The organism is Henriciella pelagia (assembly GCF_002088945.1).
GTDB classification, from domain to species: Bacteria; Pseudomonadota; Alphaproteobacteria; order Caulobacterales; family Hyphomonadaceae; genus Henriciella; species Henriciella pelagia.
In genome coordinates, this window is record NZ_NCSU01000007.1 from 445,022 (window position 1) to 462,840 (window position 17,819).

A 17,819-nucleotide genomic window follows, 5' to 3' on the forward strand; every position below is an offset into this window, starting at 1 on the left:
CCTTGTGCCCGAACGCGATCGGACCTCTCAAACGCCCGTTACCCGGATCAGCTCGGCAAAGGCCAGCACGACATGATACCCGGTCGAAGCCGGCATGACCTCCGTCGCGACCTGGCCGTCGGCATCGAACCGGTCAATCCAGCCGCCTTCCGGCGTCAGGTATTCATCCATCAGGATGTCGAAACTGCGCACGGCCTCAGCATCGCACGGGGTCTCGGTGCCAAGCTCCAGCATGGCAAGATGCGCCTTCAGCGCTTCGGTCTGCATCCATGTGCGGCGGGAGGCATCAACAATCGTGCCATCCCGCAGCGATGTCGTCAGCGCCCGGCCCTCCTCATCCAGCGTGCCGAGTGCAAATGTATAGAGCTTCAGGATGTCCGGGTGCAGCTCCTCGCCGGTCAGCGCCGCGTGACGTTGCAACAGCCACACCCATTCAAACTGGTGGCCGGGCTCGATTTCATCATGATGCTCACCGCTTGCCGGCGACCAGTCCGGCGCGAAATACTCGCCAAGCGTCACGCTCTCCTTGTCCAGCATGCGTGTCGTGAACAGCTGGATGATGCCATTCGCGCGCGCCAGGTGGCCGCCATGCGGGTCGGCCCGGTGCAGGGCGTGGCAAGCCTCCAGCAGGTGCATGTGCGGGTTCTGCAGCCGGTGGGCGCCCTTCGGCAGGCTCTCGGCATAACCGCCATAATCGGGATCCGCGAGCCCCCTGTCGACAGCCGCCAGGACCTCCTTTGCAATGCCCAGCGCATGGTCTTCGCCGGCCTCGGCCGCATTCGCCAGCGCGTAGAGCGCAAACGCAGTGTCATAGAGATCAGCCGCCGCATCCACCATGCCGGACCCGTCGCTCGCCAGCACCTTGCCAATCAGGCCATCGGCCCGACGCGACGGCCCCTTCAGCGCATTGACGCCAAGCTTGATCAGCCGCTCGGCGCGCTCCCGCTCCCAGCCAAGACGCAGCGCTTCGCAGAACACATAGGTCTGGCGCGCCTGCACCCTTACCCGCATCCTGTCGGCCTCGACTGGCCTGTGCGACAGGTCGAGCGCCTCGTGATAGAGGCCGTGCCCTGCCAGGCCATGTTCGGCCCAGAGCGGGAAACACGCATCCAGCATCCAGCTCCGCGCTTCACGCGCTCGCCGTTTCAGGGCAGATGAAATCATACCGGGCTGACTCTCCAACAGGTTTCAGGCCAATGGGTTTGAGGGCTCGCCTCTTCCTGCGGGCATTGCTATCAAGCCGCCAACATGATTTCCACTGCCACGACCGGGCATATTTGCATCAAGGGCGACCATGTCTGACAGGATCTTCTTCACCGTCGCCATTCTGGTCGCTGCCCTGATGGTCGGCATTGCCCTCTTTCCGGGGCTGAACCAGCTGCCCTCCGGCCCGGTCAGCGGGGGCAATACGGACTATAAGCGCATCGAGATCAGCGGCACCCAGCTCAATCGCATGGTGGCCGGGTCCCAGGCCCTCATCGAGCTACAGCAACTCGATGGCCAGACCGTTCTCTATGTCGAAGCCGATATCGAAGAACTGAATGGCGACCCGCTGCGCAGCCCGCATTTCGTCCTCGCCACCGATCTTGAAACGGTTTTTGCCGGCCGCAAGGTGCGCATCACTGTTTCTGCCCGTGCCGCAGACCGCTATGGCGCCGAAGCGCTGCAGATGAACTACGCCCTCGGCAATTCCCAGGCATCCGGCTGGAAGGAATTCGTCATGACCAAGGACTTCCAGGAGGTCAGCTTTGAATATGACGTGCCCCCACGCAACAAGGGCAGCGAGCCGGGCTATGACTATCTCGCCATCGTCCCTGTTGTGCCGGAACGGCAGCGGGCCATTCTCATCCGCTGGGTAACACTGGAGCCGCTCACCCCTCCGCGGCCCGTAGAGTAACAAAGAGCAAGCAGACACATGAGCCACGATACCATCCTTGCCTCCGGCCAGCGCGTCATCCAGACCGAGATTGACGCCCTCCAACAACTGTCGGAGACGCTCGGCGAGTCCTTTTTGAAATCCGTCGAGGCGACCGTGGCCTGCCAGGGCCGCATCATCCTCGCAGGGGTCGGCAAGTCCGGCCATGTGGCGCGCAAGATTGCCGCCACTCTTGCATCTACGGGCACGCCGTCCCTCTATGTCCACCCGACCGAAGCCAGCCATGGCGATCTTGGCATGATCACCAGGGGCGACGTCGTCATCGCCCTGTCGCGCTCGGGCGAGACCAGGGAACTCGACGACCTGCTGACCTATACCCGCCGCTTCACCATTCCCCTGATCGGGATGACCGCCGTGCCGGACAGCGCGCTCGGCCGGGCCTCGGATATCTGCCTCACCGTGCCCAACGCCCCCGAAGCCTGCGACGAGACCCGCGCGCCGACCACATCGACCACGCTGATGATGGCGCTCGGCGATGCGCTCGCCGTGGCGGTGCTCGAACAACGCGGCTTCACCGGCAATGACTTCAAGCTCTACCATCCCGGCGGCAAGCTGGGGGCCATGCTGCGGACCGCTGGCGACCTCATGCATTCGGGCGACGAACTCCCCGTCGTGGCAACAGGCACGATGATGTCGGAAGCGCTCGAAATCATGGCCGCCAAAGGCCTTGGCTGCCTCGCCGTCATTGAACCGGGCGGCGACCTTATCGGCATGGTCACTGATGGCGACATCCGCCGTCTTGTTGCCAAGGGCCGGATGGCCATGGTCATCGATGAGGGCATGACCCGCGACCCGATCACCATCGAAGCCTCAATGCTGGCTTCGTCGGCGCTCGCCCTGATGAATGACAGGCGCATTACCCAGCTGATCATTACTGATGGCAGCACACCTGTCGGCGTGGTGCACATGCATGACTTCCTGAAAGCGGGGGTCGCATGATCCGCTTCCTGGCCGCCGCCCTCATTGGCGCCTGCCTGCTGCTGCCCGCTGCCTGCCAGAGCCGTGACAAGACATATTTCCCCGCTGTCGAGGGCACGGCCATCGATGTCTCGACCGGTTCGCCGGTGGAAGGCGCGACGATCAGCGCAGAGCGTACCGATGAAACCGCGATCACCGGTGCCGAGGGCAGGTTTTCCCTGTCCGCCGTTATCGCCGTCGACAAATCGATCCCGCTGCCCGTCTCTGGTGTCTACCGCGACAGCGCAACGCTCGAGGCGCAGGCCGATGGGGCCCGTGCCTATAGTCCGGCCGATTTTATCTCGGTCGGCGCGGGCGCGCTCTCGCCCGTCACTTTCTTCATGATGGGCTGGGACGCGCCTTATACGCGCGGCGATGTTCCCGAAGCCTGCGAGCTCTCGGACCAGGACGTTTACGCCCTGCAGGTGCTTGGCCTTGAAGACCGCGGTGTCATGCGCGGTGTGTTCGCCCGCGAGCTGGAATTTGCCTTCGCCTTCCAGAACTGGCTTGACCAGAGGCTGGTGCGGAAACTTCCGAAAAGCTGTGACGTCGCCCTGCCGCAGCTCATGACCTGGCTCGAAGAGATCGACACTCTGTTCGACGGGCTCGGAAATTGATTCTGCGCCCAAATCGCTCAATCCTGCATTCCAGTTAATCCTGTAGTCATCACCCGTGTGGCAGGGATGGGGGCATGTCATTCAAGCTGCGCCTCGCTCTCATTGCGCTTGCCGGATTGCTCATCGCAGCAACGCCGAGTGAGTTCACGCGAGAGGAATTGAGAGCGCTTGAGGCCGAACGCGACGCAGCGCTGCGCCAGCTCGAAGCACTGGAGAAGGCTGAGACCTCCGCCGTCCGGGACGTTACCAATCTCGAAGCCAACCTCATCGCTGCGGCCATGGAAAGCCGGCGGCGCGAGGAACAGGCCGCCGCCTCCGAACTGAAGCTGATCGATCTGTCGACCCGCCTCACCTCGGCCCGCGCCGAACTGGTCGAAAGCTATGAGAATCTTGAAGACGTGATGGCCAGCCTTGCCATTTCCGGTCGCAACCGGCCCCCTGCCCTGGTCGCCGCGCCGCATGAAGCCAATCAGGCGATCCGCGCCGCCATCCTGATGAGCGCAGCCGCCCCGGCGCTCAACGCCCGCACCGACCAGCTTGCCAACGAGATCACGGAGCTGAAGTCCCTCGAAGCCCAGATCCGGCGCGAGAATGCCCGGCTCGAGACGACCGAAGCGCGACTTGCCGTCAAGAAGATGGAGATCGAGCAGCTCGTCGCCACCAAGCGCGCCCAGTTCGAGAGTGTCAGCACCGAGGCGGCAGCGCTCCGCCGACGCGTCGAGAAGATCGGCTCCGAAGCACGCACGCTGCAGCAGCTTCTTGCCGCCCTCGAATCCACGGCGCCCCACGCCCCCGGCATCAAGCCCGGCGCCCGCATACAGCTTGCCGCCAACACGTCCGGCGGCATTCGTACCGATGCGCCGGTAACAGCCCCGCGCCCGGCGGCCGTCGCGAACGCCAATCTGAAGCCCCTCGGCGCAGAAGCGCTTGGTGGGCTCCTCAGGCCGACAAATGGCCTTGTATCGCGCAGCTGGGGAGACAAGCTGCCGGGAGGAGAATCTTCCAAGGGCATCTACATACAGCCGCGCCGCAATTCTGACGTGGTTGCCCCTGTAGATGGTACAATTGAATATGCCGGGATGTTCCGCAGCTATGGTCAGCTCTTGATCATTTCGACAAGTGATGGCTACCATATTCTCTTGAGCGGAATGGGCCGCATTTACGCGTCCCCCGGCCAGACGGTAAAGACAGGCGAACCGGTGGGTCGCATGCCAGACCGTGAAATTCCGGCTCCGGAACTCTATCTTGAGGTACGGCAGGCGGGCACACCAATGAATCCAGCGCGCTGGATGAAGAGCGGGTAAAAGCCGCGACAGGGAGAAGACGAATATGCGTGCAATGCTCACAGGTGCAGCCATCGGAGTGGTTCTTGGGGGTCTTGCAGTAGGTGTTTCGTCTTTCGCCTGGCCTGAGACGAAGCCCCTGGACAGCCGCGCGGAGACCTATCGCCAGCTTGATCTTTTTGCCGAAATCCTGGCCCGCGCCCGCGCCGACTATGTGACTGAGATCGACGAAACTGAAGCCATGAAAGCGGCCATTAATGGCATGCTCGGCTCACTCGATCCGCATTCATCCTATCTGGCACCGGACGATTTCGAAGCCATGCAGGTACAGACCTCCGGTGAATATGGCGGCCTCGGCATCGAGGTCACAATGGAAGACGGCTTTGTAAAGGTCGTCACGCCGATGGACGATACCCCTGCCAGCCGGGCTGGCCTTGAAAGCGGGGACCTGCTTACCGCCATCAACGGACAACCGATTGTCGGCCTAAACATTGACGACGCTGTGCGCGACATGCGCGGCGCCCCCGGCACGGAAATCATCGTCACCGTGCTGCGCGAAGGTGAAGACGCCTTCGACGTCACGCTGGAGCGCGAAGTCATCCGCCCGAAATCGGTGACCTGGAAAGTCCTTGAGGACGACATCGCCTATTTCCGCATCTCGACCTTCAATGAGCGCACAACCGAGCTGCTCGAAGATGCGATTTCCGGTGTCTCGCGCGAAATTGGCGGGCGGCCAGCCGGCCTCGTCCTTGACCTTCGCAACAATGGCGGCGGCCTGCTTGACCAGGCAATTTCTGTCAGTGACAAATTCCTCTCAGGCGGTGAAGTCGTTTCCACCATTGGCCGGCGACCGGGTGATATCGCCCGCTATAATGCCCGCAATGGCGAGGTTTTCCGCAATGTGCCAATCGTCGTCCTGATCAATAATGGTTCGGCCTCTGCCTCTGAAATCGTCGCCGGTGCCCTGCAGGACCGTGGTCGCGCCACAGTTCTCGGCACGACCAGCTTCGGCAAGGGCTCCGTCCAGACCGTGATCCCGCTCGGCGCGGACCGCGGCGCGATCCGTCTCACCACGTCGCGCTATTACACGCCATCGGGCCGCTCCATCCAGGCCACCGGCATCGAGCCGGACCTTGAAGTCGCGCAGGCCCGCGTCACTGAGGAAGAACTCGCCCGGATCCGCCGCTATTCTGAAGCGGACCTGCCAAACGCCCTCACCAATGAGGACGGGGCCGAGCGCCGCATCCCGCACCTGCCGGATGACCAGCCGCCTGAGGATTATGATGGCGAGGATTATCAGCTCGACCGCGCCATCGAAACGCTTCGCGGCGGCCAGATGACCAGCACGCAAAAGTCTAACGCCGGTTAACAAGTATTTGCGACTTCTTAACCAATCACCTGCAATCTGTCTGTTCGGGATCAGATTTCGTTGATTGAGGAAGAGGCATTTTTCATGGGTGATCGTGTAGTCAGGGAGCCTTCGCCCCTGCGGAGCGGCATTGTACATACGACACTCAGCTTCGCTGCATTCTCCAGCGTTGCCGCCATTGCCGCAGCTGCCATCCACTTCACCGGCGAGCCGAGCGCCGCAAGCCCGGCCCTCCAGATCGCACTGTTCGAACCGACGGATGTCGAGCGACCACAGCTCAAGACCCGCTTCGCATCCAACGACGCCGCCGTCAGTGCGACCGGCACTCCGACGTCCGCCGGGAGCGACCTCAGCAAGATCTATGAGAGCGCCGACGATGAACCGAGCCTCGGCGTCGACTATAATGACGGCGCTGTGCTTGTCCGCGCTTCGATGAGCGACAGTGTCCGCATCAATGGCGTTTCCGTGTCCTCTGGCCAGTCCTGGCAGGAGACGCGCGAAGTCGCCGCCCTGCCCCGCGCACCGATCAATGACGTTACCGAGCGCACCTCGCTCGGCTACCTGCCGAAAATTGCAGAGGACGGCCGCACGCCAGCCGGCGCCTATGCCCGTCCCTTTGCCAATCCTGAGAACCGCCCGACCGTATCCATCGTGCTCGGCGGCCTCGGCATTAATTACACGCACACCAAGTCCGCAATCGAAGAACTGCCGCCGGAAGTGACCCTGTCCTTCGCGCCGAGCGCCCGCAACCTTCAGGGCTGGATCAACCAGGCCCGCGCCGCTGGCCATGAAGTCCTGCTCGAAGTGCCGATGGAGCCCTATGAGTATGGCCGCGAGCGCCCGAACGCGCAGGCCCTCGCCGTCGGCCTTGACGAAGATGGCCTGACCGGCCGCCTCGACTATCTCATGTCACGCGCAACCGGCTATTTCGGTATCACCAATTATCAGGGCAGCAAGTTCGCGACCGATGAAGTCGCCACGGCGCAGATCGCCGCCGCCCTGGCAAATCGCGGTGTTGCCTTTGTTGAAGATGGCAGCCTCAACCGGTCGACGTTCGACGATGCGGCAAAATCCACCGGCCTTCGCTATCGTCAGGCCAATATGCCCATCGATGCGCGCCCCGATGGCAGCGAAATTGAAAACAAGCTCCTCGAACTGGAAGTCCTCGCCCTGGAGAACGGCTCCTCGCTCGGATCGGGCTTTGCCTATCCCATCACCATCGACATCCTGAAAGCCTGGACCGACCAGCTCGGCGAGAAAGGCATCGTGCTTGCCCCCGCCTCTGCGGTGACACGCGCCAGCGCAAAGCCTGCATCACCCGAGGTTGCAGGCGACGCCGCCACGCTAGATACAGCTGCGACTGGGCAAGACGCCAAGAAAGCCTTAAGTACAGCTGGGTGAACACCAAGACGCTGGACCCAAAACTCTATCGCCCCAATGTCGGCCTCGCCCTTTTCTCGGACGCAGGATACGTCTTCGTTGGCCGACGGATAAATGGGCGCGGCGCGTTCCAATGGCAGCTGCCCCAGGGCGGTATCGATGAAGGTGAAGCTGCCGCCGATGCAGCCCTGCGCGAGCTTGAGGAAGAGATCGGTGTCTCCGGAAAGCTGGTCGAGATCCTCGAAGAAACGACCGACTGGCTGAACTATGAATTTCCCGCAGAGGTAAAACGCCGCCTGCCCGGCCCCTATATTGGCCAGCGCCAGAAATGGTTCGCGCTGCGTTTCAAGGGGTCCGACAGCGACATCCGTCTCGACAAGCACACCCCTGAATTCGACGCCTGGCGCTGGGCGCGACTTTCGGAAATTCCCGGCCTGATCGTGCCCTTCAAGCGGCCCGTCTATTCAGAAGTCGCAAAACGCTTCGCACACTGGGCGACTGAGGACTAATCCAGCGCGCCGATATAAGGCAGGCCGCGATATTTGCCCGCATCGTCCATGCCATAGCCGACGAGAAACCGCCCCGGCGCATCGAAAGCGTGGTAATCGACATCGCCCTCACCCTTCGGCGCCCACGGCTTGCGCGCCAGCGCGACCGTGATCACCTCGCGCGCGCCCTTCGTCATCAGGTGCGAGCGGGCAAAGGCCAGCGTGCGGCCCGTGTCGAACACATCGTCAATGATCAGCACGCCGCGGCCCCGCACGGACCGCACAATATCAGCGCGAACTAGCACACGGCCAGAGCTTTCGCGCTCATCGCGATAGCTCTCCAGCCACAGCGCATCGAGCACTGGGTGAATGCCGCGCCGGGCCAGCGCCTTCATCAGGTCACTGGTAAAGGGCGTCGCCCCGACGAGGATATTGATCGCCGACCAGTCTCCGGCAAGACGCGGCGCCAGCACATCGGCCAGCGCGTCAATCTTGGCCATCAGGTCTTCTTCGCTGAGGACGACGTCAATCTTTGGAAGGTCCCCGCTCACTCGTCATCCCCGCCTTCGGCAAGGCGGACATCGGCCACCGCCTGCGTTTCGGTCGCCGGGTCCGGAGCTTCTGCGAACTGCAATTCCAGTTCAAACGCTTCAAAAGGCGGGTTTTCCACGCGCGTGGTGAAGGAGCCGAGCGCACCAGGCGGGATGCGCGACGGCGTCACCGGCGCATAGGATTCGCCGATCATTGCCCCGCTCTCATCGAGCAGGATGACCCGCACATTCGGCGCATCGCGTTCGCGCCGCGAGGCATTTTTCACATCCCCGGTAATTTCCAGTATCGGCGTCGTGCCATCAAAATAGCGCTCAGCCTGGGTCTCCTCGAATTCGAGGCCGAACCGGTTCACTTCAAGTCCGATCGCCTTGAAGGTCGATGCCGACTGTGGCCAGGCATCGACCACACGGTCGCGGAAGACCACGCTGCCTGCAATGGCTGCACCGAACACGCAGCCGACAACCAGCCACGACATCATGGCAACAGACCGGCTGGCGCGGGCCCGGCGTGCGCGGACTTTTTCGCGATAGGCCTCATGCGCGCCGGCAATCGGGCCTTTCTCGTTCTTAACCTCGCCTTCAGGACCAACAAACCATGAATGATCGCAGGCCGCGCACTTCACAGTGCGGCCGGATTCACCAATCGTTGTGTCGTCGGCGAAATACTGGGTATCGCAATCAGGACAGGTGAGGATCATGGCTTGGACATTCGGGCAATTCGCTGGAATAGTCGATTAGACGCTTACAGGATTGAAAGGTCGTTAATGAACCGTTTCAGGCCAGACTTCTCTGACGACCCTGCCGTCGAACTGAATGGCGTGAGCCTCCGTTATGACACAGCTGACGACGTCCTGTCAGATATCAATATCAGACTGAAGCCGGGAAGTTTCACTTTTCTCACCGGCGCATCGGGCGCCGGCAAGTCCTCGCTGCTGAAACTGCTCTACCTTGCCCTCGCCCCGACCGCCGGCGACATTCGCCTGTTCGGACAGCGCACAGGCATGCTGAAGCGCAAGCAGCTTTCTGCCATCCGCCGGCGTATCGGCGTGGTTTTCCAGGATTTCCGCCTGCTGGAACACTTGACGGCCTTCGAGAATGTCGCCCTGCCCCTGCGTGTCGCCGGTCAGAAGGAGGCCGCCTATCGCACCGAAGTGGTGGACCTGCTGCGCTGGGTCGGCCTTGGCGAACGCCTGAATGCGCGCCCGCCGCAGCTTTCAGGCGGCGAACAGCAACGCGTTGCCATCGCCCGCGCCCTCATCAACAAGCCGGACCTGCTCATCGCCGACGAGCCGACGGGCAATGTCGACCCGGACATGGCGCGGCGGATTTTCCGCCTTTTCCAGGAGCTGAACCGACGCCTCGACACCACTATCATCATCGCGACACACGACATGCATATCATCCGTGAGTTCGAATCACCGGTGCTGCGTCTCCAGCATGGCATCCTGGTCGAAGACGTGGAATTTCAGGGCGCCTGATGAGTAAACCAACGCCACTCCTGCCGGAAAGCGATGCCCGGGAAGCGGCCCTGTTCTTTGTGGTCGCCGCGCTCTGCTTTCTGGCTGTTCTCGCGGCCCTGACGGCGCGCGGCACCTATACCGCCGCAAAGGCCTGGTCGGCGCAGGTCGAAGGGCAGATGACCGTCCGCCTGATGGATACAGATCGCAGGGGCGCTGACGAAGCCGCCGCCATCGTTCGCGGCCTGTATGGCGTCGAATCGGCCAGCGTGCTCTCCCAGGCAGAGATGGAAGCCCTGCTTGCACCGAGCTTCGGGCCGGGCGGCATCCCCGAAGGCGTCCCCCTTCCGCTGCTGATCGCCGTGGAGACCATGGCGAGTGCGCCGGCCGATGCAGAAACGGTTTCTTCCGCGCTCAAGGCGGCCGGCTTCAACGCCGTCGCCGAAGCGCACGCCACCTATGCCGCAGAGGCTCGCCGTGCGCTCGGCACATTGAGGGTCGCGGCGATTGGCGTGGTCGTGCTGCTCACCGCAACCGCCATCGCCGTCATCGCCTTTGCCACCCACGCCGCCCTGCTCGCCCGCAAGGACATTGTGGACGTCCTGCACCTTGCCGGCGCCGAGGACAGTTTTATCGCCCATCTGTTCGAGCGGCGCTTCTGGATCCTCGGCCTCAAGGCCGGGGCCGCCGGCTCGGTCTCGGCCCTCGCCGTGACCGCCATGATCGTTTTCTCGGCCCGCAGTGCCGGGTCGCAGAGCCAGCTCCTGCCGCAGCTGTCGCTCGATTTCTGGGACCTTCTCATTCTCGCCATTACACCGGTGGCCGCAGGCCTTGCCGCCCGCTGGGCTGCACGCGGCACCGTGACCCATTCCCTGCGGGCAACGCTATGAACACGCTTCGCTCCATCCTCTTTGCCGCCTGGTTGTATGGCGCGATGGCCGCCGTCGCCATTACGGCCCTTCCGACGCTGCTCATGCCGCGACGTTTCGCCATGGGTGCCATTCGCATCTATGCACAGGCGGTGCGGTTCGGCCTTCGCCTGTTCTGCGGCGTGCGGGTCGAACTGCGCGGACAGGAAAACATCCCGGACGGCCCTTTCCTCGTCGCCGGCAAGCACCAGGCGATGCTGGATGTCTTCATCCCGTTCCTGATGGTCAGGGACCCGGCCATCATCATGAAGCGGGAACTGCTCTGGTATCCGGCGCTCGGCTGGTACGCCCTCAAGGCAAGGATGATCCCGATCGACCGGGCCGGCACAGCAAGGACGCTGAAGAAAATGCTGGGCGATGCCAAGGACCGCGTCGCCAGGGGTCGCCAGGTCGTGATCTATCCGGAAGGCACGCGTCAGCCTGCCGGCGCACCGCCTGATTACAAGCCTGCCGGCCTTACCGCGCTCTACAATGCGCTGGACGTGCCTGTCCTGCCCCTCGCCACCAATTCCGGCCTCTGCTGGAAACCGCGCGGCATCACGCGCCGACCGGGGCTCGTGGTGTATGAGGCCCTGCCTCCCTTGCCGGCCGGGCTGCACCGCAAGGAGATGATGCCAAGGCTCCAGTCAGAACTTGAAGCCGCCTCGGACCGCCTTCTGGAAGAAGGCCTCGCCGCACAGCGCCGCACCCGGGACGATCTGTAACCGCCACCGAGGGCGCTGGCTCCAGATGTTTGCGCTTTCCGCCCGCCAGTGGTTCGACTTCGCTCACCATGTCGGGCTATTTCTGGCGTCGCATCAGGCCGACATGGTGAGCGAAGTCGAACCATGAGGCCATTCGTCGGACCCGCCAGGCCTAAGCCTCGGCAGCCTGCTTTTTCAGATACATCGAATTCTTCGGCCTGGAGAACACGCGCTCGACCATCGGCTCGAAGAATTCCAGCGGCTCGCTCTCATAATCGGGGTCGAACGCGGCCTGGTCGTATTTGTGACAGAACTCGGCGCAGCGCTGATAGTGCGGGCTGTCCTTGAACTGGTCGCGCATATTCTTGTCGAGGCCGAGATGTTCGAAAAAGTAATAGCCCTGGAACGCGCCATGATTGGCCACCATCCAGAGATTTGCCTCTGACACGAAGGGCTTCAGGATCGCGGCAGCCACATCGGGGTGGTTCATGCTGCCCAGCGTATCGCCAATATCGTGCAGCAGCGCGCAGACGACATATTCCTCGTCGCGGCCATCGCGGTGGGCGCGCGTGGCTGTCTGGAGGGAATGCTGCAACCGGTCGATCGGAAAGCCGCCAAAGTCACCGTCGAGCAGGCGCAGGTGATCGAGTACGCGCTTGGCGAGACCCTTGTTGAACACCTTGGAATGCTCAGCGATGATTTCCCAGTCTTCCTTGGTGCCTTCCAGCATCTCGCGGAACTGGGCGCGTTTTCCACCTGCGTGACCGTCTGCCATGTCATTCCTCCCTTATTATCTCTGCACAGGATAACTTCGCGGCAGATTTCTTCAATGTCGACGTTGCGGCAAGTCGCGAGAGGCGGGTGGCGGCCGCCCCGCGCTGGCGCTAGTCTCACGCGGCGACACCAGACCGGACAGCAACCATGACCCGCCCGACCCCAGAAGCCCTTCTTGAGGCCTGTGAACACCTCGCCGGCTGCGATCCAGTCTTCGCCCGCGCGCATCGCAGCGTCGGTGTGCCCGACTGGCGTTATGGCGCGCCGGACTATGCCGTCATTGCCCGCATGATCGCATTCCAGCAGATCACGACGAAAGCCGCCGCGACCATCTGGGGCCGCGTCGAAGAGGCGCTCGGCGAGGTCTGCACCGCTGGCATTCTCGGCGCGAGCGAGGAGACGCTGCGCGGCTGCGGCCTGTCGCGGCCCAAGATCCGGCACCTGCGCTCGATTGCGGAGGCTGTGGAGACGGGCGCACTGGACCTTGCCCGCGTCCATGCCGCCGATATGGACGCTGCCCGCAAGGAGCTGATTGCCGTCAAGGGGATCGGCCCGTGGACCGCCGATCTCTTCCTTCTCTATTGCGGCCGGCTCGATGCCTGGCCATCGGGCGATGTCGGCCTGATGGAATCCTACCGCATGCTCAGCGAGGCCGAAGCCCGCCATGAGACCAGGGCTTTCGACCAGCTCGCCCAATCATGGCGGCCCTATCGCGGCGTCGCGGCGCATCTTCTCTGGAACTGGATCAATGCTGAGCGGGCAAAGGCCTATGCAGCCGATGGCGGCAGATGAGCCCCACCCCGACGGGAAGGTCGGGGTGGGGCTGTCATGCGCCATGATAGCAACATATCCAGCCACAATATGCGCCTGCCTCTAGCCAAGCGCCGAAACTGTCATAAACTCTTTGCAGGGAATCAGTAATGATGCCCGCGAAATCGATGGAGGTGCGTGTTCACTAGCGAAGCACTCAGAAGATCGAGCAGGACAATCGGAGGGCAGCTTGATGCCTGAAGTCCTGACGAAGCCCCCGCAAGGGCGACCAGCTCTCGTATTGAACGCGGATTACCGCCCACTTTCCTATTACCCGCTATCGCTCTGGCCATGGCAGGATGTCGTCAAGGCCGTCTTTCTCGACCGGGTCGATATCATCGCCGAATATGACCAGATCGTGCGCAGCCCGAGCTTCGAGATGCGCCTGCCTTCAGTGATCGCGCTGCGCGAATTCGTGCGCCAGGATCGCTCACCGGCCTTTACCCGCTTCAACGTCTTCCTGCGCGACGGCTTCCAGTGCGTCTATTGCGGCTCCGACGAGGAGTTGACATTCGACCATGTGATCCCGCGCTCCAAGGGCGGGCGGACAAGCTGGTCGAACATCGCGACCGCCTGCTCGCCGTGTAATCTCAAGAAGGGCGGCAAGATGCCTGCTGAGGCGGGCATGATCCCCAACCGCAAGCCACTGCGGCCGTCCAATTACCAGCTGCAGGAAATCGGTCGGCGCTTCCCGCCAAACTTCCTGCACGAGACCTGGATGGATTACCTCTACTGGGATGTGGAACTGGAGTCATGAGAAAAGCCCCGCCAGCTTTCGCCAGCGGGGCTCTCAGTACTCTACTCTGTCGGGCGGGGAATATTACCACTCGCCATCAGCGTCGGCTTCTGCCTCGACCTCAGTCTCAACCGTCATGCCGTCCGTTTTGATCGAGTTCAGCACATAGCTGTTGAGGCCGTCGGTATCGAGTGCCTCGACATCTGCCGGAACTTCGGCTTCAGGCGTCGCATTCAGATTGGCGAGCTTGGCGATGGCTTCATTACGGCTCTCGATATAGGGGCCGCCCGTACCGGCTTCTGCGTCAAGCTCGGTTTCGGTTTCAACCTCGCCATCAGCGTCCGGCGTCTGCACCGTCACTGAGGGGCTGTTCACAGCCGGGGTGTCGACACCGACATTGGCACCGGCATTGAGGTCAGCATCGGCTGCAGCGTCACCTTCGCTTTCATAGTAGACGCCGCCTTCGCCATCGACGGAGGTGTCAACATTGACATCCACGTCGCTGTCTTCCGGCATCTGGTCTTCGACATAGTCGCCATACGACTCGCTATGGGTCTCAACCTCGATACCGGTCTCCAGATCGGCATCGGCTGAAGCATCCGCCTCATTCTCGTAGAATTCGCCACCAATACCGGTTTCAGCCTCAGTATCCGTCTCGACTTCGACGTCGGCCGTCTGGTCCTTGGCTTCCTCAGTCATCTTGTCGGTCTGGGTGCGAACCGTCGTGGTGATGTCAGAACCGGTCTCAAGCGCGGTTTCCGGCACGCTCGTGGTGACGTCCGTATTCGTGGTCACGCCAACGTCGCCATCGACAATCTGCGCAATGGCCGGGGTGGTCATCAGCGCAATTGCAGCGGTAGCGGTCAGAAGTGTGCGTTTCATCTGGGGTCTCCTTTTAGCTTTCTGCTATGCCTCATTAACGACAGGGCTTGCGAGGCGTTCCAGCCACTGGGTTAATTCTATTTAAGACCCGGCAGGATCCCTTATAACACTCTGATATAAATCTGCTTTTCATAGGCTTCGGCCTGCGGTTCCCCGCCTTTAGGCAAATGCCGCACCTGCGCCCTGCGGGGCGCGGTCGGCCTGTCGGGCTTTATCCTTGCAGAAAAGCAGGGCAAACAGGGGCAGATTCTTCTCCAGTCCCGGAGCACCCGTCCCATGCCTCGTCTTCCCCGCCTTCGCGGCCGTAACGCCAAGATCGTCGCCACGCTCGGGCCGACCAGCCGTTCGTCAAAGACGATCCGCCTGCTCGCTGAAGCCGGTGCCGACATCTTCCGCCTCAATTTCAGCCATGGCAGCCATGAGGACCATCGCCAGACCTTCGACAATATCCGCACCGCTGAACAGGCGATTGGCCGCCCGCTCGCCATCCTCGCAGACCTTCAGGGCCCGAAAGTCCGCGTCGGCGCGTTTCCAGGCGGCAAGCTGAAGCTCGGCTTCAACAAGGAGTACGCCCTCGTCGCCGCGGAGGACACCGATCAGCCGGACACCATCCCCGTCCCGCATCCGGAAATTCTCGAAGCCCTCGAAGTTGGCGACAATGTCCTCTGCAATGATGGCATGATCGCCCTCACCGTCACCGCCGCTGGCAAGAGCCCCCGCGTCAAATCCGACTTCCCGGCAGAACTCTCAGACCGCAAGGGCTTCACCGTGCGCGGCAAGGCGCTGCCCGTTCAGGCCCTGACAGACAAGGACCGCGCAGACCTCGATTTCGCCCTTGAGCTCGGTGTGGACCTCATCGCGCTCAGCTTCGTGCAGTCCGTCAGCGACATCGAAACCGTCCAGGCCATCATCGCTGACCGCGCCCCCCTCATCGCCAAGCTGGAAAAACCGGCTGCCATTGATGACCTTGAGAACATCGTGGCCGCAGCCGATGGCGTCATGGTCGCGCGCGGGGATCTTGGCGTCGAATACCCGGCCGAACAGGTGCCGATCATCCAGCGCCGCATCGTGCGCGCCGCCCGCGCCATTGGTCGCCCGGTCATCGTGGCAACGCAGATGCTGGAATCCATGATCGACAATGCCGCCCCGACGCGTGCCGAGACGGGTGATGTCGCCACGGCCATCTATCAGGGTGTCGATGCGGTGATGCTGTCGGCCGAGACTGCAGTCGGTCGCCATCCGGCCACCGCCGTCGCCATCATGAGCCGCATCATCCGCGCAACCGAGCACGCCGAGGACTATCGCGACTCGCTGCGCCAGTTCATGGGCGACCGCAGCCAGGAACTCACCATCGACGTCATCGCCCGCGCGGCGCAGGCCCTCGCCTATGCCGAGAAGGCCGCCGCCCTCACCCTGCGCACCGGCTCGGCCCGGCGCCTCGCCCAGTTCTCAAAGCATCGCGGGCGCTACATGATCCTGTATGGCTCGCAGGAGGCATCCCGACTGCGCAAGGCGCAACTTCTATGGGGCGTCCACCCGATCCACATCGCCGATATCGACACCGATGACTGGCCGCTGACCCTGCTGAAAACCGCAGAGCTGGAAGGTGCCGTCGCCTATGCCGCCTGGAAAGGCGACGGCAGTGACGACGCGGCCTGGGAACTTGGTTTGCGACGCTAGCAGATCACCCCTTTCCGTTCCCGGTTTCCGCAGCCATAGTGAAGCTCGGCATATCAGGGCAGGAGGGTTTTCATGAAAGTTCAGGCATTGGTGGCGCTGGGCGCGCTGACACTCGCATCTTGTGTCACCCAGGAGGGGGCGTCGGTGTTTCCCAACTTCTTCGAGCCCGCCCCGACCTCGGCGGTCGAAGCCCTGAACCGGTATTATGAAGACTTTCCCGAAAACCGCCTGCCCACCGCGCCCGAAGGCGTCCCGCTTCCCGCTTCTGATGCCGTCATCAGCCGGGTCCTCGTGGCCTCCTGCAATGATGAGGAGCTGGACAGCCCCACCCTGGCCCGCCTCGCCGAAGAGGAGGCAGACCTGTTCCTGATGATTGGCGACAATGTCTATGGCGACCGCGATGGGCGCGACTATGCCGTCAATGATGTCGAACTGACCGAGCTGCGCGAAAGCTTTTCAGACCTCGCCGCCCGCCCCGAATTTCAGGCCGTGCGCGCCAAATTCCCGATGATGGTCGCCTGGGACGATCATGACATGGGCGAGAATGATGGCGGCAAGCACTTCCCCTTCAAGGTCCTCGCCGAACGGATCCACGAGACCTTCTGGGGTCTCACCGGTGAAGATGTCGGCCATTGGCCCGGCACCTATTACGCCCGCGCCTTCGGGCCTGAAGGCCAGCGCGTGCAGGTGATCGTGCTCGACACCCGCTTCTTCCGGTCGGACCTCACCCCGACCGATGAGTACGGCGCGAAGGGCAAGGAACGCTACGTCCCGGCGCCTGCCGGCTCCTATCAGGACATGCTCGGTTCGGCGCAGTGGACCTGGCTGCAGAACAAGTTGCAGGCCCCTGCCGATATCCGCCTCATCGTCTCGTCCATCCAGGTCATGCCGACCACGCATGGCTGGGAGGCCTGGTCCACCCTGCCGGAAGAGCGCCAGCGCCTGTTCAACCTGATCCAGAAGACGAATGCCAATGGCGTCGTCTTCCTTTCCGGCGACCGCCATACCGGCTTCATCTATGAAGAGCGCGGTGTGCTGCCCTATGCCGCCAATGAGCTGACAGCCTCCTCGCTCAACGTCTCCTTCGCCACCGAAACCTCAGAGCGTGATGACCGCCAGATTGGCGCGGGCTTTCCGCCAGAGAATTACGGCGCGGTGGAAATCGACTGGGCTGCAAGGAAAATTTCACTTGTCCTGAAAGACACCAATGGCCAGACCGCACGGCGCAATGATATTGCCTTTTCCGAGATTGGAATCGAATAAGCGGGTCTGAAACGGGGGGCGATT

General features: G+C 62.5%; 19 protein-coding genes. 14 read left to right on the forward strand and 5 right to left on the reverse strand.

From position 1 onward, the window contains the following. Window positions 1-27: 27 nt before the first annotated feature. Window positions 28-1,164 carry an AGE family epimerase/isomerase gene (locus B8746_RS04865; protein WP_084392102.1) on the reverse strand — a complete coding sequence of 379 codons (1,137 nt, stop codon included), beginning with the start codon at window positions 1,162-1,164 and terminating at the stop codon, window positions 28-30. Between the two features lie 130 nt (window positions 1,165-1,294). On the opposite strand from B8746_RS04865, the gene B8746_RS04870 reads away from it, so the two are divergent. The 7 genes from B8746_RS04870 (at window position 1,295) to B8746_RS04900 (ending at window position 8,051) form a co-directional block, all read left to right on the forward strand. Continuing rightward, window positions 1,295-1,897, forward strand: coding sequence for a hypothetical protein (locus B8746_RS04870; protein ID WP_084392103.1), 603 nt, complete (start codon window positions 1,295-1,297; stop codon window positions 1,895-1,897). 18 nt (window positions 1,898-1,915) lie between these two features. Continuing rightward, window positions 1,916-2,875, forward strand: a complete 960-nt coding sequence (locus tag B8746_RS04875; RefSeq protein ID WP_084392104.1) for a KpsF/GutQ family sugar-phosphate isomerase — start codon at window positions 1,916-1,918, stop codon at window positions 2,873-2,875. Beyond that, window positions 2,872-3,510 carry a carboxypeptidase-like regulatory domain-containing protein gene (locus tag B8746_RS04880; RefSeq protein ID WP_084392105.1) on the forward strand — a complete coding sequence of 213 codons (639 nt, stop codon included), beginning with the start codon at window positions 2,872-2,874 and terminating at the stop codon, window positions 3,508-3,510. Before B8746_RS04875 ends, B8746_RS04880 begins: the two co-directional genes overlap by 4 nt. A 74-nt stretch (window positions 3,511-3,584) precedes the next feature. After that, entirely contained in the window at window positions 3,585-4,814 is a 1,230-nt protein-coding gene (locus B8746_RS04885; RefSeq protein ID WP_084392106.1) for a murein hydrolase activator EnvC family protein, read from the forward strand. Between the two features lie 25 nt (window positions 4,815-4,839). Continuing rightward, window positions 4,840-6,162 carry a S41 family peptidase gene (locus tag B8746_RS04890; RefSeq protein WP_233123925.1) on the forward strand — a complete coding sequence of 441 codons (1,323 nt, stop codon included), beginning with the start codon at window positions 4,840-4,842 and terminating at the stop codon, window positions 6,160-6,162. Between the two features lie 84 nt (window positions 6,163-6,246). After that, entirely contained in the window at window positions 6,247-7,563 is a 1,317-nt protein-coding gene (locus tag B8746_RS04895) for a divergent polysaccharide deacetylase family protein (protein ID WP_143434524.1), read from the forward strand. Next, complete coding sequence (locus tag B8746_RS04900; protein ID WP_198943698.1) at window positions 7,560-8,051, forward strand: RNA pyrophosphohydrolase; 492 nt, start codon at window positions 7,560-7,562, stop codon at window positions 8,049-8,051. Before B8746_RS04895 ends, B8746_RS04900 begins: the two co-directional genes overlap by 4 nt. On the opposite strand, the gene B8746_RS04905 is transcribed toward B8746_RS04900, so the two are convergent. Both B8746_RS04905 and B8746_RS04910 read right to left on the reverse strand, forming a co-directional pair. After that, the gene (locus B8746_RS04905) at window positions 8,048-8,581 is read right to left on the reverse strand and encodes a phosphoribosyltransferase (protein ID WP_233123927.1); all 534 of its coding nucleotides are present in this window, start codon (window positions 8,579-8,581) and stop codon (window positions 8,048-8,050) included. The two genes, B8746_RS04900 and B8746_RS04905, sit on opposite strands and share 4 nt — an antisense overlap. Next, window positions 8,578-9,279 (reverse strand): MJ0042-type zinc finger domain-containing protein, encoded by a 702-nt coding sequence (locus B8746_RS04910; RefSeq protein ID WP_084392108.1) that lies wholly within the window; start codon window positions 9,277-9,279, stop codon window positions 8,578-8,580. Before B8746_RS04910 ends, B8746_RS04905 begins: the two co-directional genes overlap by 4 nt. A 66-nt stretch (window positions 9,280-9,345) precedes the next feature. Between B8746_RS04910 and ftsE the strand changes: the two genes are divergently transcribed. The 3 genes from ftsE to B8746_RS04925 are packed head-to-tail and all read left to right on the forward strand — an operon-like array spanning window position 9,346 to window position 11,671. Next, window positions 9,346-10,059 (forward strand): cell division ATP-binding protein FtsE, encoded by a 714-nt coding sequence (ftsE, locus tag B8746_RS04915; protein WP_084392109.1) that lies wholly within the window; start codon window positions 9,346-9,348, stop codon window positions 10,057-10,059. Continuing rightward, complete coding sequence (locus tag B8746_RS04920; RefSeq protein WP_084392110.1) at window positions 10,059-10,928, forward strand: cell division protein FtsX; 870 nt, start codon at window positions 10,059-10,061, stop codon at window positions 10,926-10,928. Before ftsE ends, B8746_RS04920 begins: the two co-directional genes overlap by 1 nt. Then, window positions 10,925-11,671 (forward strand): lysophospholipid acyltransferase family protein, encoded by a 747-nt coding sequence (locus B8746_RS04925; RefSeq protein ID WP_084392111.1) that lies wholly within the window; start codon window positions 10,925-10,927, stop codon window positions 11,669-11,671. The genes B8746_RS04920 and B8746_RS04925 overlap by 4 nt, the downstream gene beginning before the upstream one ends. A 151-nt stretch (window positions 11,672-11,822) precedes the next feature. Here the strand turns inward: B8746_RS04925 and B8746_RS04930 are convergent, their stop codons facing one another. Beyond that, entirely contained in the window at window positions 11,823-12,425 is a 603-nt protein-coding gene (locus B8746_RS04930; RefSeq protein ID WP_084392112.1) for an HD domain-containing protein, read from the reverse strand. Between the two features lie 146 nt (window positions 12,426-12,571). Here B8746_RS04930 and B8746_RS04935 point away from each other — a divergent pair, with 146 nt between their 5' ends. Further along, complete coding sequence (locus B8746_RS04935) at window positions 12,572-13,216, forward strand: DNA-3-methyladenine glycosylase family protein (RefSeq protein WP_084392113.1); 645 nt, start codon at window positions 12,572-12,574, stop codon at window positions 13,214-13,216. A gap of 211 nt (window positions 13,217-13,427) precedes the next feature. Next, window positions 13,428-13,991 (forward strand): HNH endonuclease, encoded by a 564-nt coding sequence (locus B8746_RS04940; RefSeq protein WP_084392114.1) that lies wholly within the window; start codon window positions 13,428-13,430, stop codon window positions 13,989-13,991. Window positions 13,992-14,054: 63 nt separating this feature from the next. On the opposite strand, the gene B8746_RS04945 is transcribed toward B8746_RS04940, so the two are convergent. Continuing rightward, on the reverse strand, window positions 14,055-14,852 hold the full coding sequence (locus tag B8746_RS04945) for a hypothetical protein (RefSeq protein ID WP_084392115.1): 798 nt from the start codon (window positions 14,850-14,852) through the stop codon (window positions 14,055-14,057). A gap of 276 nt (window positions 14,853-15,128) precedes the next feature. Here B8746_RS04945 and pyk point away from each other — a divergent pair, with 276 nt between their 5' ends. Next, window positions 15,129-16,532, forward strand: coding sequence for a pyruvate kinase (pyk, locus tag B8746_RS04950; RefSeq protein ID WP_084392116.1), 1,404 nt, complete (start codon window positions 15,129-15,131; stop codon window positions 16,530-16,532). A 72-nt stretch (window positions 16,533-16,604) separates the two neighbouring features. After that, a complete protein-coding gene (locus B8746_RS04955) occupies window positions 16,605-17,795 on the forward strand; it encodes an alkaline phosphatase D family protein (RefSeq protein WP_084392117.1) in 1,191 nt (396 codons plus the stop codon). Window positions 17,796-17,819 lie beyond the last annotated feature (24 nt).